Here is a 14301-nt window from a genome sequence, read left to right on the forward strand (position 1 = left end):
ACTCCGCTCGACTTGCATGTATTAGGCACGCCGCCAGCGTTCGTCCTGAGCCAGGATCAAACTCTCCATAAAAGTGGTCCGAAAACCAATGTATAGAATAAGCTTGTTAGCTCATTACTTGCTAGCTTGTACAAATTGGCCGAAGCCAACCGTATAAAGCAATTGTTGAATCTGACGTGATCCATATGTTCAGTTTTCAAAGAACTTGTTTTACTCGCAATCACTTTCGTGGTCACAAGAAAGTATATTATCAGCAATTTCTTCGTTCGTCAACATCTTTTTTACTTTCTTGTCGAAAGTTGCTAATCGATGTTGTCGTTCGCCTCAAAAGCGACAAGAAGTAATTTACCACAATCGAAAACCAATTACAACTTGTAAAATATGACAAGACCGCGACTGCACCTTTCATGGTTCAATCGCGGTCTCTTCAACCTTTATTCGCCCAGCAATCTCAGGAATTCCTGCTCGTCTTCAATGACCGCGACACCGAGGTCCCGCGCTTTGGTCAGCTTGCTGCCGGCGCTTTCCCCAGCAATCACGTAATCGGTCTTCTTCGACACGCTGCCGCTGATCTTGGCGCCGAGCGCCTCCAGTTTCTTGGCCGCTTCATCGCGCGTCATTAAAGACAAGGTCCCTGTCAGCACGACGGTTTTGCCGCTGAACACGCTGTCGGTTCTCGCAGGCGCGCCACGCTCGCCCTCTGCCTTGATGCCGAGCGCGAGCATGCGATCGAGGCTCTCCGCGATCACCGGATCCCGGAAATAGGAATAGATGCTCTCGGCCACGATTCCGCCGACGTCCGGCAGCCCGATCAACTCCTCGACTTCGGCAGCGCGAATGTCGGCCAGATTGCCGAAATGATCGGCCAGCATTTTGGTTGTCGCTTTGCCCGTGTTGGGGATGCCGAGCGCAAACAAGAAGGCGGCCAGATCCCGGTCCTTGGATTTCTCCAATGCTTCGAGCAGTTTCCGGGCCTTTCGGTCGCCAAACCGTTCCAAGCCGATCAAGTTGTCGTAGGTGAGCTCATAGAGGTCCGCCGGATCGCGCACGCCGCACTCGTCGAACAACTGCTCCGCCGTCATGATGCTGAACGACTCGATATCCATCGCATCCCGCGAGGAGAAATGCGTAATGCGACCGATCGTCTGCGGTCTGCAGCCGAGCTTGTTGTTGCAAAAAAGATGCGCTCCGCGGAGCTCAAGCGGCGTTCCGCAGGAAGGGCATTCCGTCGGCACGACGATTTCCTGGCCGGGCTCGTCGTCCGCTTTGCCCAGAATCTCCGGGATGACGTCATTCGAACGGCGGATGAACACGGGCGTGCCCAGCGCGAACTTCAGGTTCTTGCGTTCGATGTCGCCGACGTTGTTGAGGGTGCAGTTCTGCACGGTGACGCCCGCGAGATCGACCGCTTCAACGCGCGCGACCGGCGTGATCTTGCCCGTGCGTCCGACTTCCCAAGAGACGGATTCCAGAATCGTCGTCGTCTCTTCGGCCTCGAATTTGAAGGCTACCGCCCAGCGGGGGAATTTATCCGTATAGCCGAGCACCTCGCGCGTGCGCATGTCGGTTAGTTTCACGACTGCTCCGTCGATGAGGAAATCGTGCTCGTGACGGCCGGCGGCGACGCGCTCCAGCTCCGCCTGCACCTCTTCGATCGTGGACCAGTAGGTCGTGTAGCCGTTCACTTTGAATCGATTGTCGCGGAGAAACCGAATCATCTCTTGATGGGTAGAGAAAGACACGCCCTCCGCGTATCCGACATTGTAAAAAAACGCGTTCAGCCTGCGCTCCGCCGTGATCCGGGGGTTCTGATTGCGCAGCGCCCCTGCTGCCGCATTGCGGGCGTTCTTGAGCGGTTCCGCGGCCGTCAGGTTGTAGGCTTCCAGCACGGACAGGTTCATGATGCCTTCGCCTTGCACTTCAATCAGTCCGTCCGTGAACGGAATGGTGAGCGGGATGGAACGGATCGTCTTGACCTGCGCCAAAATGCCTTCTCCGACGACGCCGTTGCCGCGCGTGGAAGCTTGGACGAGATTTCCGCCGTCATACGTCAAATTCAGCGTCAGCCCGTCGAATTTGAGCTCGATGACGTAGCCTGGGTCGGGCAAGGGCTGCGCCTCGGGATTCTTGGCGTTGTAATCCGCGACTGCTTTGCGCATGCGCGCGTTCCAGGCGAGCAGATCCTCGGCGTCCTGCGCTTTGTCGAGGCTCCATAACCGCGCAAGGTGCCGGTGCGGCTCGAAGCCCTTCAAAATATCGCCGCCGACCCGCTGGGTCGGGGAATCCGCGAGCGCGCTTCCGGTTTGCTGCTCCAGTGCCGCGAGCTCATCGTAGAGCTCGTCGTATTGCTTGTCGCTGATCGTCGGCTGATCGAGCGTGTAGTAATTATGGCTGTGAAGCGTAAGCAGATCGACCAGCTCGCGCATGCGCATCAGCTTCGCCGGGTCGGCGTTCTGTCCCGGTTCCATCGCAGTCGTCATTGACGTCCTCCCTTTCATGCTCATCAAATTTATATTTAATAGTCTTGCTAAGTCGTCACTTTCGTAATCGGCGCGAAGCTTGAAAGCAGCTTCTTCAGGCCGACAGGCGCCGGGAAGGCGATTTGAAGCTCTTTGTCGTTGCCGACTCCGCGAACGGAGACGACCGTGCCGATGCCCCATTTGCCATGGGAAACCTTATCGCCCGCCGCAAAGTCGCCGCCGCCCTGGGCGGCCGCTGCCGCGCCGGCGGCCGAACGCGCGCCGTCCATCGGGGTCGTCACGCGCACGCCGCTGCTGCCGCCGCCGGGCGCGGACGGGCGCTGCTGCCCCTGACCCGGGCGCGGCGGCGTCGCGGCATTGCCTACAAAGCCAAAGCCGCCGCCGGGCGATCCCGCAGCGCCCGTTCGGCTGCCTCCGGCAAAGCCGATTCCGCCGCCCGCGGGCCGGCCGCGGCCGACGGCGGAGGCGTCCGTCTTCAGCTCGTCGGGCACCTCGCGCAGGAAGCGCGAAGGCATGTTGGCATTCGTCCGGCCAAAGAGCGTGCGCATCCGCGCGCTGGTCAGGAACAGCTGCTTCTCCGCGCGCGTGATCCCGACGTACGCGAGCCGGCGCTCTTCCTCCAGCTCGTCGTTGTCGTTCAGCGCCCTGCTGTGAGGGAATACGCCTTCCTCCATCCCGATGATGAAGACGATCGGAAACTCCAATCCTTTGGCGCTGTGCATCGTCATCAGCACGACCGCGTCCTTGACGCCGTTCTCCGGCTCCGCGTCCATCGTATCGATGTCGGCGATAAGGGCCAAATCCGTCAGGAACGCCACGAGCGACTTGTCCTCGTTGCGCTTCTCGAAATCCTGCGTCACCGACAAGAACTCGTCGATGTTCTCGAGGCGCGCTTTCGATTCCAGCGTATTCTCGCGCTGCAGCTCCTCGCGATAGCCGCTCAGCTCCAGGATCTTCTCCGTCAATTCCGTCACGGACAGGTATTCCACCATTCGCGTGAGATTGAGGATGATCTCCCGGAATTCCCGCAGCGCGGTTCGCGCGCGTCCCGTCAGCTCGAGCCAATCCAATTGCTCCAGCAGATTGAAGACGGAGACGCCGCGGAGGCCCGCTTCGTCGAACAGCTTCGCGACCGTCGTGTCCCCGATCCCCCGCTTCGGCACGTTGACGATCCGCTGGAAGCAGACGTCGTCGTCGGGATTCGAGATCAGCCGCAGGTAAGCGAGCAGGTCCTTGATCTCCTTGCGATCGTAGAACTTCACGCCGCCGACGATCTGGTACGGAATATCGGATTTGATGAGCGTTTCCTCGATGACCCGCGACTGCGCGTTCGTCCGGTAAAGAATCGCATGATCGGCATAATGGCGTCCTTTGTTCACCTGCTGGCGAATTTGTCCCGTGACGAAATAGCCCTCGTCGTGCTCCGTATCGGCCTGGTACACCGTGATGGCTTCGCCTTCGCCCTGATCCGTCCACAGCTTCTTGTCCTTGCGGCTGCTGTTGAGCTTGATGACGGCGTTCGCCGCGTTCAGTATGTTGGACGTCGAACGGTAATTCTGCTCCAGCAGGATCGCTTTGGCCTCGGGATAGTCTTCCTCGAAGTTCAAAATATTCGAAATGTCCGCGCCCCGCCAGCGGTAAATCGATTGGTCGCTGTCGCCGACCACGCAGATGTTGTGATGCTTGGAGGCCAGCATTTTGCACAACATATATTGCGCGCGGTTCGTGTCTTGATACTCGTCGACGTGAATATAACGGAATTTATTTTGGTAGAAGGCCAGCACGTCCGGCTCTTCCTTGAAAAGCTGGATCGTCTTCATGATCAAATCGTCGAAATCGAGGGAATTATTGCTCTTGAGCTTCTTCTGATAGAGCGTGTATACCTTCGCCACGATGCCGTCGAAATAATCGCCGATCTTCAGCTCGAACTGCTCGGGCGATATCAATTCGTTCTTTGCGCCGCCGAGCGCCGCCTGCACGCTCTTCGGTTCGAATTTCTTCGTGTCGATGTTCAATTCCTTCATGCAGTTGCGGATGACCGACAGCTGATCGGCGGAATCCAAGATGGAAAAGCTGTTCGTGAATCCGATCCGGCCGATGTCCCGGCGCAAGATCCTCACACACATGGAGTGGAAGGTGGACACCCATATGTCCTGCGCGGACGCGCCGACGAGCGCCCCGACCCGCTGCTGCATCTCCCGCGCCGCTTTATTGGTAAAGGTAATCGCCAGGATGCTCCAGGGCGCTACGCGTCTCTTCTCCATCAAATAAGCAATGCGGTGCGTCAGCACGCGCGTCTTGCCGCTTCCCGCTCCCGCCATAATGAGCAGCGGCCCTTCTGTCGCTTGAACGGCCGCGCGCTGCGGCGGGTTCAGCTTGCTGACAGCTTGATCGATGCTAAATTCATTCAACATAGTGAACGTTAACTCCTTTGTTCGCATTTGTTCGCCTATCTTCAGTCTAGACAACCGCCCGGGATGTGTCAATTAGAATTGGCTGGGCAGGATTGCGTCTGCCGCCCGCCGGTCGGACCTGAATCCGTATATCCCGAAGAGGGAGAAACGGAGCTGCTGTCCGTCGATTGCTTTCCACGGAAGCCGCTGTCTCCTGCTTTTGTCCAATGATGCGTGCTTCCCTAGAACGCGGCGTCAAAAACAAAACGGCCATGAAACGAAGGACCGCGTCGCTTATGCCCGATTCGTTATCACAGCCGTGTTGGTCGTGCTTTATCTGCCGAACGGCACCTCCACAACCGCGGCGACCGTCGATAACGCCGCCTCCAGGTCGTCGTAGATCGCATTGCCGACGATGACGGTATGCGCCGCCTCCGCCGCCTGCCTCGCTTTGTCCGCATTGTCGATGCCGCCGCCATAGAATACTCTCGCACCCGATACGAGTCTCGACGCGCGCTTGACGAGCGCCATGTCTCCGAATATCCCGCTGTACTCCATGTACACGATCGGCAGCCTCATCAGCTTGTCCGCCAAATAAATATGCGCCGTGACGGTCTCCGCGTCCAGCGATGCCCGCGCTCCGGTCAACTTGGCTGCCTCGGCTTCCCCGTTCAGGATCAGGTAGCCCTCCGCCGAAGTGATCTCCCACGGAATGAACGCGCCGAACTTGCGCAGCGCTCCGATCTGCCTGCCCGCCATCCATTCCGCGCGGTCAGTGTTCAGCACGAGCGGAACGAAATAATGATCGAAGCCGGGAACTGCCGCCTCCTCGCTGGACACCTCCAGCGCGCACGGCACTTCGTAGCGCCGGATGCGCGACATGAGATCGACCGTGTTGTCGAACGTGACGCCCGTCGTGCCGCCCACGATCACGGCATCCGTTCCGGACATGCAAACCGCGTCCAGCCGCTCGTCGCTGATCTCGCGTTCGGGGTCCAGCTTGAACGCGTGCCGCCAATGTTCGTATATCGCCGATTGCAGCTCCATGATTACCCTCCACTACCCAGTTGCTTCGCGCCGTTAAAGATTAAGCGCCTCAATCCGCTGCATCACCGCGAACTCGTTCGGATAAATCATCAAATACTCCGTCAGCCCGACCATGCGGAAGAGCTTCTCGTAATGGGACGTGACGCCCCAAGAAAACGTATGGGCGCCCACTTTGCCGCTCATCCGGGCAAGCCGGATGAGCACGGCCATCCCTCCGCTGTTGATATAATCCACCTTCGTCAAATCAAGCGCCAAGAACCGGATGCCGCGGCCAAGCTCCGCTTCCTGTTCCAAGCCCGCGATCAGCTTCGCCTCCGCCGACTTGGTCAAATCGCCGCTCAGTTCGAGCACCATGCCGCCCGGAAATTTTCGCGCATGCATCGAAAACGGTTGTTCTGCCACTTCGTCTACTTCCTTTCTATGTAGGCTGCCCGTTCGGAGCCTGGGTCGATTTGCGCATAAAGTACAGCTCGGTATAAAAGCCGCGCTCGTCCCGTCCCGTCGTCCAATAGTCCGCCAGCGAATCGATCATGACGAGCCCCCATCCGCGAGGATCCTCGGACTCCAGCTTTTTGCGCATCTCTCCTTCGTCTCTGGAAAGATGCGGGAAGTAACCCCCACCCTCGTCATAAATCCGGCATACCGCCAGCATGCTCCCAACCTGGGCAATGACCGTCACGTATTTATTCGGCTGCAGCTTGTTGCCATGTTCAATGGCATTAATCATCGCTTCGCACAGGGCGCTCTGCACATCCTCGCGAATGTCGCTCTCCGGCCACCGCTCTTCCATCCAGTCGCCGAGCTTCATGGAAATCAGCCGTTCGTCGCCAAGCTTGCTGCGCAGCGACCATTCCCGCGACATGAACGGATTGTCGAACGCGCCGACCGCCGCTCCGCGCTCTTCCGGAGACAGATTCAGCTTCGAAAGCACGCTCCGGTATTCGCCGGCCAATTCCAGCACGACGACGGTCCGGTCGTCTTGGCCGGGGCCGCACTCCTGGTCGACGCGGGCCAGCCAATCGTCGATGACGACGGCCAGATCCATGGCGGGCTCCCATGTCGCCAGCTCCGCTTCCAGGCCTTCAAAGCTGTACATCTCCCCGCTTTGATTAACGGCCTCGATCAGGCCGTCGGTATACAGCAGGAACCGGTCGCCGTCCTCCAGCTGCAGGCTGAACTCCTCATAAACGGCTTCGGGATCGATGCCGATCGGAAGCGAGCTGCAGTCGACCGCATGGAAATGCCCGTCCTTCGCGATGACGTAAGGCGACAGATGCCCTGCGCTCGCATACTGCACCTGATTGTTCGTCAAGTCGATGACGCCAACGCCGATCGTCACGGAGCCTTCCTCGCCCATCGCTTCGCAGAGCTGACGGTTCATGCGCGCAAGCACCTCGGAGGGGCTGCCGTTTCGGCGAATCTCGGACCGAAAGACGAGCAGCTGGGCGGACATGAGGAGCGCGGCGGGCATGCCTTTGCCGGACACGTCGCCGATCATGATCGCGAAGCGGCTCGGTCCGAGGGACACCACGTCGAAGAAATCCCCGCCTACTTCGCTGTAGGACTGACAGCGCGCCGTAATCCGGTAAGCGCCGATGGTCAAGTCGCCGGGAGGAAGGAGCTTTTGCTGGACGTTATAGGCCAGCTTCAGTTCGCGTTCGAGCGATTCGTATTCCCGGTTGATCCGGTTTTGAAGCTCGTTGTAGGCGATGGCCAGCTCCCCCGCCTCGTCGTGCACGACCGCCGCCGCCTCGTTTCTCGGCAGCTCGTGGCCGCCGACCAATCCCCGGATGCCGCGGATCAGCCCCCGCAGCTCCTGCCTGAATTGCATGGTCACGTAGCTAAACAAGCTTAGTCCCATTATAAAATAAAACAGCGCGATGATGCCAAATTTGTAAGGATCGAGCGCGCTGTGCGGCCTCGCCGTGACGATCGCCAGCTGAATCAGGCTGAGGATCGTGACCACGAACGTGCAGGTATAGGTGATGACGAGCGGCTGCGCAACGGATGCGCGTCCGTCGAATCCGCCGGGCAGCGGCTGCAGCCGCATCAGCACCGGCCTCAGAATGCGCCGCACGGACGTAAACAAAACGATGGCGATGAAGATGAACAAGCTTTGCTCGCCCACGATGGTCCCCAGCAGCCGCAGCCCGTCCAATTCCGCTCTGGCGAGGTTCCGCAAGATGTCAAAGCCGTGAAACACGATCGAAAACGACAGCCCGACGATCATGATCCCCCCGAGCAGCTCGTAGGGCAGCCGGTACAGCCGGCGCAGCGCCATGTTCGTTTGGCGTTCCGCGTTCGCGTCGGCATCCTGGCCGAGATTGGCTTGCAGCAGTCCGAAGACCGGCTTCAGCCGAAGAGCCGAGACGCAAAGGAGCGCAAACGCGAGCATGAGCGCGCCCAGGCTTACGATGATTAGTGGGAACGGAAACATCTTCTCGAAGTGGGAAGCCAATATCGTGTCGCCCCGCAAAATGACGACGCCGGCCAGCATCGTGATCAGATAAACGGCGAGCAGGCGGTTGAGCAGGGTTCCGTTATGGTAGGCGGCTTGATGCTGCCGTTCGTTCGTCACGGCCATAGCAATCGCCTAACCTCTTCCAGCGGCTCCGTGCCCAGCTCTTCCATGCATATACGCTCCAGGCGACGATACCAGCCAATCGCCTCCACGCGCCGGCCGCTCCGCAAGCAAAGCCTGATCATGGCTTCGTACGCCTCCTCCTGATCGGGGCGCAGCGCGATCCAATCCGACAGCTGCTGCTCCTCGCGCGCTTCGTCGTTCTGCTCGCCGTAGAACGCCGCCAGCCGCTTGATCATCGTCGTCTGCCGATCCCTCAATTGTTCTCTTGCGCGGTCCAGCCAATCCGCGTGGGGGAGCTCCGTGCCGAGCATGCCGTACAGCGGCAATGCTTTGTCATATAGCCGGCTGGCCGCTTCCCGGTCGTCCATCCATAACTGATCTCCGACGCGAGACAGCGTCATGAACGTCTCGACGTCGACGGATTCGATGATGGGCTCCGTAATGCCGATTACGCCGCGCTTGGCATACACGGTCTCTTCGTGCAAGCCGATCTCTTTGAGCGCGGAACGCAGGTCATGCAGCGTAACGTAAAGCTGGTTGGAGCGCTTCGCGGGGTCGCCTTCGCCGAACACCCGCTCGATGACATGCTCCCGGTTGCTTTTGTATCCTGTCTGCAGCAGCAAGTAGACGAACAATTCGCCGGCTTTCCGGCGTTTCCATACCGGTTCGGCCATCGGTCCGTCATCGGAGCTGAAGCCGATCCCGTCGAATAGTTTGATGTTCCATTTCGAGCCTATCTCGGTTGCATGCCGAGGGGCGCCGGCGCCTTCGCGATCCGGCTCCGGGCGTAACGGCCGTGACCGAGCGGTCTCCGAAGCCGCCGTCACCCGCTTCCGCATTTCTTCGACCAGCCGTTCGATAGCCGGGGTCGACACGGTCCCTCGCAGCCGGTCAAGCGTTCCGAGCATCTCCGCCGCCGCCGCCTGCCGGCCTTCCGCAAGCTGCCTTACGACCGCCGCCGCCGCCGCGTAAATGCTGCTCTCGATATCGTCGTTCAGCGCCGCGGGCAGCTGCTCCTCCGCTCGATTCAGCAGCACCGCTTTGCTCAAGTACGCATAGCGTGCCGGCAGCTCCTCGCACAATGCCCCGTCCGGCTTCTCGCTCGCAAGCAGCCGCACAACCGATCCCGCGCCCGGATGCTCCGCCGCGTGCCGTTTCAACCAGTTCATCCAGAACGGCCAGTCCGGCCGGGACTGCTCCTGCGGGTCGAACAGCATGCAGTCGAGCAGCACGAAGCTCGTCCAAAGCGGCCTGCCCTCTTCCCGGAAACGATCCGCGGCGGCAAACAGCAGCTTGCGCGCTTCCTCGAACCGGGATGGCCGTTCGGCGGCGCTCGCCGACGCGCGGGCCAACGCCCAGGGGACGAAGCCGCTGCAATTCTCGGGATTGCGGTCCCACTCCTGCGCCAGCAGCGACATGAACGGTTTCGCTTCGTGCAGGTCCCCGACCTGCACGTACAATAAGCCGAGCATCGCCATCATGGCCAGCATCGCGGACTCGTCCGCTTGAGCGGCGAAGCCGCGCAGCGCCGCTTCCAGGCGCTGTTTCGTCTCCATGAGACGCCCGTTCAACAATCCGTTCTCGCATTCCGCGCGAAGGAGAAGCGGCGATTTCATTCTTATGTCGGCCGGAATAGACAACAGCTGCCCGATGGGCGGCATCTGCCCGTCCAGAATCGTCTGTTCGATTTTCATGACTTGACCTAGCCATTGATCCTGCTGCGAGACATGATTGCTATTCTGATTCATTTGGCATCCTCACCGCGCTTCGATTATTGACATCCGGCCTTACGAAATAGCAATCCTCCGTTTGGCCCATTCATGGTGCTAATAGTTGCTACTATTCGCTTCCGCCGTCCCAAAATCCTTTCGGTTTTGTCGAAGTTGAAAGAATAATGCGAGAATATCGCGCCTCCAAGCGAAAAGAGAGACCCGATTGCAGGTCTCTCCTCTACGATGCCTTTATTTCACCAATTGGCCTCTCGTCACGCCAAGCTGGTTAATCGCTTTGAGGCTGCGCCATACCTGCGTGCCGCCGATGCGTCCGGCAAGCGCGTCGCTGTACAAATCGATGACTTCTTCCACTTTGTCGGCCGTTTCTTCCAAAAACTCGATGCGGAACGATCGGACGCCCAAATCCCGGAACTGCGCCATATATTCCGCTCCGGACTGCTCGATGGCGTTATATACGGTGTTCCGGCAGCCTTCGTCCACCCGGACGGGATGGGACATGCCGATCCGGTCCTGGAGCGAAGCCCTGTGCTCTTCGCACGGTCGGCCGCAGTTCGTATAATCCGTCCCCTCGCTCATGAACGTGCAGTAGACGCAGTGCTCCGTATGGAACATCGGCAGATGCTGATGAATGACGACCTCGGTGCGCGACGTGTCGCTGCTGCGCAGCAGGTCGAGCATCTGCTGCACGTTCAGGTCGTACGAAGGCGTAATGAAATCGCAGCCTGCGTCCAAGAACAGGTCCGATGCCTTATGATTCGCCACGTTGAGCGAGAAATCCCCGATCAACCGCGGAAACGGCTCGAGCGGATTGGCCGCCTTGGCGCGGAGATAATAGTACAAGGCGCCCGTATTGCGCACCAGCACCGCATCCGGTTTCAGCTTGAGGATGTTGGCATGGTAGCCGTTTTCGCCCGGCATATGGATCCGCGGCGTCGCCAGCGCGATCGGTTTGCCGGCGCTCCGCGCAAGCTCCATCGCGGCGGGAAACTGTTTGATGAACTCGAAATCGGCGTACACCATGCCGACCTTGTCGGATCGCACCGCCGCTTCCAGCTGCTGCAAGCTCCGGCAGAGCACCGTCAGCTTGGGATCCTGGCCTGCCTCGACGGATGTCGAAGTCCCGCCGCGGCGCACGTCCGCATACGCGTCGATGCTGCGCTTCACGTAAACGGGCGGTTTCGGCCGTTCGCCCGCGAGCGCTTCGGCGGCTTCGCGCCGCATTCGGTTCAGCTCGCGCATCGGCACGATCAGATCGCCCTGCAGCCGGGCATCCATCGCCTCCAGCTGATACACCGTACCGCCGAGACGGCCGAATTGCTCGCGCAACAGCGCCTCGTCCATCGGGCGCTTCTCCGCATGCTCGAGCGGCAGTTCCGAGACGATCTCGACGGTGTTCCCTTTCTCGACGTCGGTCCACCGCGTGCGAAGCGGCTGTCCTAGTTCTCCCTCCACGACGACATGCAGCGGGAATACGCGATAAGGCTTCTCCGTCTCGAAGGTGGCGCGCAGCCGTCTATCCAAAGCCGGATCGCTTGTCTTCCAGATCCGGTCGCCTACGTGGACGCGGCGCAGGTCGATATCGTTGCGGCCGGGGACCAGCTCGAGTACCGTGCCTTCCTGCGCTTCGCCCTCCAGCTTGACGCCTTGCCTGCGCAGATCGTAGACGCGGCCGCCCTCTTCCTTCTTCGTCGGGTCGCCAGCGTCGAACACGATGCCGTCCCCGCGCTTCAGCGGCGCGTCGATGCGGCATACGACGGCATCGCGCAAAATGCGCTCGACGCGACCGAGGTACACGCCGCGGCTCTTAGGAAACGTGCCTTCTACCAATTTCTTGTTGTTCGTGCCTTCCAGAAAACCGGACGTGAAGCCGCGGGAGAAGCTTTGCTGCAGCTCGCGGATCTCTTCCTTGGACGGCGCCGAACGATCGCCGTCGAAATATTTGTCGATCGCCCGGCGGTATTTGCTCACGACGTTGGCGACATACTCGGGGCTTTTCAAGCGCCCTTCGATCTTAAAGGACGTCACGCCCGCTTCGATCAGTTCCGGCACGAGTTCGACCGCCGCGAGATCCTTGGGCGACAGCAGGTAAGCCACGTCGCCCATCGGCTTCTGCACGCCGTCCACCATCAAGTCGTACGGCAGGCGGCAGGCTTGCGCGCATTCCCCGCGGTTGGCGGAGCGTCCGCCCCACATCTCGGAGGTCAGACATTGCCCGGAGTAGGACACGCACAGTGCACCGTGCACGAATACTTCCATCGGCAGCTTCGCCTGTTCGCCGATCGTCTTGATTTGCTTCAGGTTGTTCTCGCGTCCGAGCACGACTCGCTCGATGTCGAACGGCTTCGTGAATTCCACCGCTTCCGGGGACGTGATGGTCATTTGCGTGGAGCCGTGAATCGGGAAATCCGGCGACAGTTCGCGGATCAGCTTCACCAGCCCGAGATCCTGCACGATTGCGGCGTCCACGCCCGCATCGATGCACGCATCCATCAGCCGTTTCGCGTCTTCCAATTCGTTTTCGAATACCAGTATATTAAACGTCAGGAACCCTTTCACGCCGTAACTGTGCAGGAACGCCATGATTTCCGGGAGCTCGTCCGTCTGAAAATTGTTCGCCCGCGCCCGCGCATTAAACTTCTCTACGCCGAAAAATACGGCATCGGCCCCGTTCGCCACGGCCGCCCGCATGCAATCCCAGTCGCCGGCCGGAGCCAACAGCTCGACGTCTTGCCGGTTTATCGTATTCATATCGCTAATCTCATCCCTATCTATTAAACCCTTATTTGTTTTCAGTGTACCAGAGCGGGCCGTTAAACAAAAGCCGCCATAGTGGAGGGAACGGCTGGGGCCATCACCTTGCAACGCCGCACGCTGCCAGAAAACGATAGAAACGCCGCCCTCCAGCCATAATGTTGATCGGATGATTTTTGCTCATTATATATGCTTTTTTGTCATTGACCCCTCGGAATCTTACCCTTGGAAATTGCCCATGCTATAATGGATTGCAGACCTGCAGTACATATCCATTTGGGAGGTAACTATACACGTATGAAACTCGGAGTATTTGCCGTTTTATTCGCGCAAAAGTCGTTTGAAGACGCTTTGGACTACATTGCCGCCAAAGGCTTGGATGCCATCGAGATCGGCACGGGCGGCTACCCCGGCAACGCGCACTGCGATCCGGACGTACTGCTCGCCGACGAAAGCAAGCTGAAAGCGTTTAAGGATGCGGTCGATTCCCGCGGCCTCACGATCAGCGCGCTGAGCTGCCACGCCAACCCGCTGCATCCGCAGAAAGCGATTTCGAGCGAGCATGATGCCGTCATCCGTAAAACGATTGCTTTGGCTTCCAAACTCGGCGTTCCGGTCGTCAACACGTTCTCCGGTTGCCCCGGCGACCATGAGGATGCCAAATATCCGAACTGGCCGGTTGCGCCATGGCCGAACGACTATCAGGAAATCCTGGATTGGCAGTGGGAAAACAAAGTTATCCCTTACTGGACGGAAATCGGCAAGCTGGCCACCGAAAGCAACGTCAAAATCGGCCTTGAGCTGCATGGCGGATTCTCCGTGCACACGCCAGCTACGCTCCTTCGCCTGCGCGAAGCGGCCGGCGACGCGATCGGCGCCAATCTTGACCCAAGCCATATGTGGTGGCAGGGCATCGATCCGGTACAAGCGATCCACATTCTCGGACGCGCCGGCGCGATTCATCATTTCCATGCCAAAGACACGTCGATCGACCCGATCAACGTCAACCGTCACGGCGTAACGGACATGCAGTCTTACACGCTTATGCTGGACCGCGCTTGGCAGTTCCGCACCGTCGGTTACGGCCACGACATGAAAGTCTGGTCCGACATCATCAGCGCGCTTCGTCTCGTCGGCTACGACTACGTCGTCAGCATCGAGCACGAAGACGGCCTGATGTCCGTTGACGAAGGCTTCTCGAAAGCCGTGCAAAACCTGCAATCCATCCTGATCCGCGAGCCGCTTGGCGAAATGTGGTGGGTATAATCCCGCGCTAAGCATCCTAACGGCATACGCAAAGAAGCTCCGGCCAT

At 59.4% G+C, this 14301-nt stretch carries 8 protein-coding genes and 1 rRNA gene; 1 reads left to right on the forward strand and 8 read right to left on the reverse strand.

Annotated elements, in window-relative coordinates; translation table 11 throughout:
• The 8 genes from GT019_RS22530 to GT019_RS22565 all read right to left on the reverse strand — a co-directional run.
• Positions 1 to 72, reverse strand: a 16S ribosomal RNA gene (locus tag GT019_RS22530); the annotation flags it as partial.
• 362 nt (positions 73 to 434) lie between these two features.
• Positions 435 to 2480: an NAD-dependent DNA ligase LigA gene (ligA, locus tag GT019_RS22535; protein ID WP_235949021.1), complete on the reverse strand. Its 2046-nt coding sequence runs from the start codon at positions 2478 to 2480 to the stop codon at positions 435 to 437.
• Between the two features lie 47 nt (positions 2481 to 2527).
• Positions 2528 to 4894 (reverse strand): DNA helicase PcrA, encoded by a 2367-nt coding sequence (gene pcrA / locus GT019_RS22540; protein ID WP_161745671.1) that lies wholly within the window; start codon positions 4892 to 4894, stop codon positions 2528 to 2530.
• A gap of 312 nt (positions 4895 to 5206) precedes the next feature.
• Positions 5207 to 5920 carry a heptaprenylglyceryl phosphate synthase gene (gene pcrB / locus GT019_RS22545; RefSeq protein WP_161745673.1) on the reverse strand — a complete coding sequence of 238 codons (714 nt, stop codon included), beginning with the start codon at positions 5918 to 5920 and terminating at the stop codon, positions 5207 to 5209.
• A gap of 33 nt (positions 5921 to 5953) precedes the next feature.
• Positions 5954 to 6322, reverse strand: coding sequence for an STAS domain-containing protein (locus GT019_RS22550; RefSeq protein ID WP_328804024.1), 369 nt, complete (start codon positions 6320 to 6322; stop codon positions 5954 to 5956).
• 16 nt (positions 6323 to 6338) lie between these two features.
• Positions 6339 to 8498, reverse strand: a complete 2160-nt coding sequence (locus GT019_RS32055) for an ATP-binding SpoIIE family protein phosphatase (protein ID WP_161745675.1) — start codon at positions 8496 to 8498, stop codon at positions 6339 to 6341.
• A complete protein-coding gene (locus GT019_RS22560) occupies positions 8495 to 10252 on the reverse strand; it encodes an AfsR/SARP family transcriptional regulator (RefSeq protein WP_161745677.1) in 1758 nt (585 codons plus the stop codon). Before GT019_RS22560 ends, GT019_RS32055 begins: the two co-directional genes overlap by 4 nt.
• 213 nt (positions 10253 to 10465) lie before the next feature.
• On the reverse strand, positions 10466 to 12985 hold the full coding sequence (locus GT019_RS22565) for a U32 family peptidase (protein WP_161745679.1): 2520 nt from the start codon (positions 12983 to 12985) through the stop codon (positions 10466 to 10468).
• Between the two features lie 300 nt (positions 12986 to 13285).
• On the opposite strand from GT019_RS22565, the gene GT019_RS22570 reads away from it, so the two are divergent.
• A complete protein-coding gene (locus GT019_RS22570; protein ID WP_161745680.1) occupies positions 13286 to 14254 on the forward strand; it encodes a sugar phosphate isomerase/epimerase family protein in 969 nt (322 codons plus the stop codon).
• The last annotated feature ends 47 nt before the right edge of the window (positions 14255 to 14301 follow it).

The sequence above is a fragment of the Paenibacillus glycinis genome (genome assembly GCF_009909185.1).
Taxonomy (GTDB): domain Bacteria; phylum Bacillota; class Bacilli; order Paenibacillales; family Paenibacillaceae; genus Paenibacillus_Z; species Paenibacillus_Z glycinis.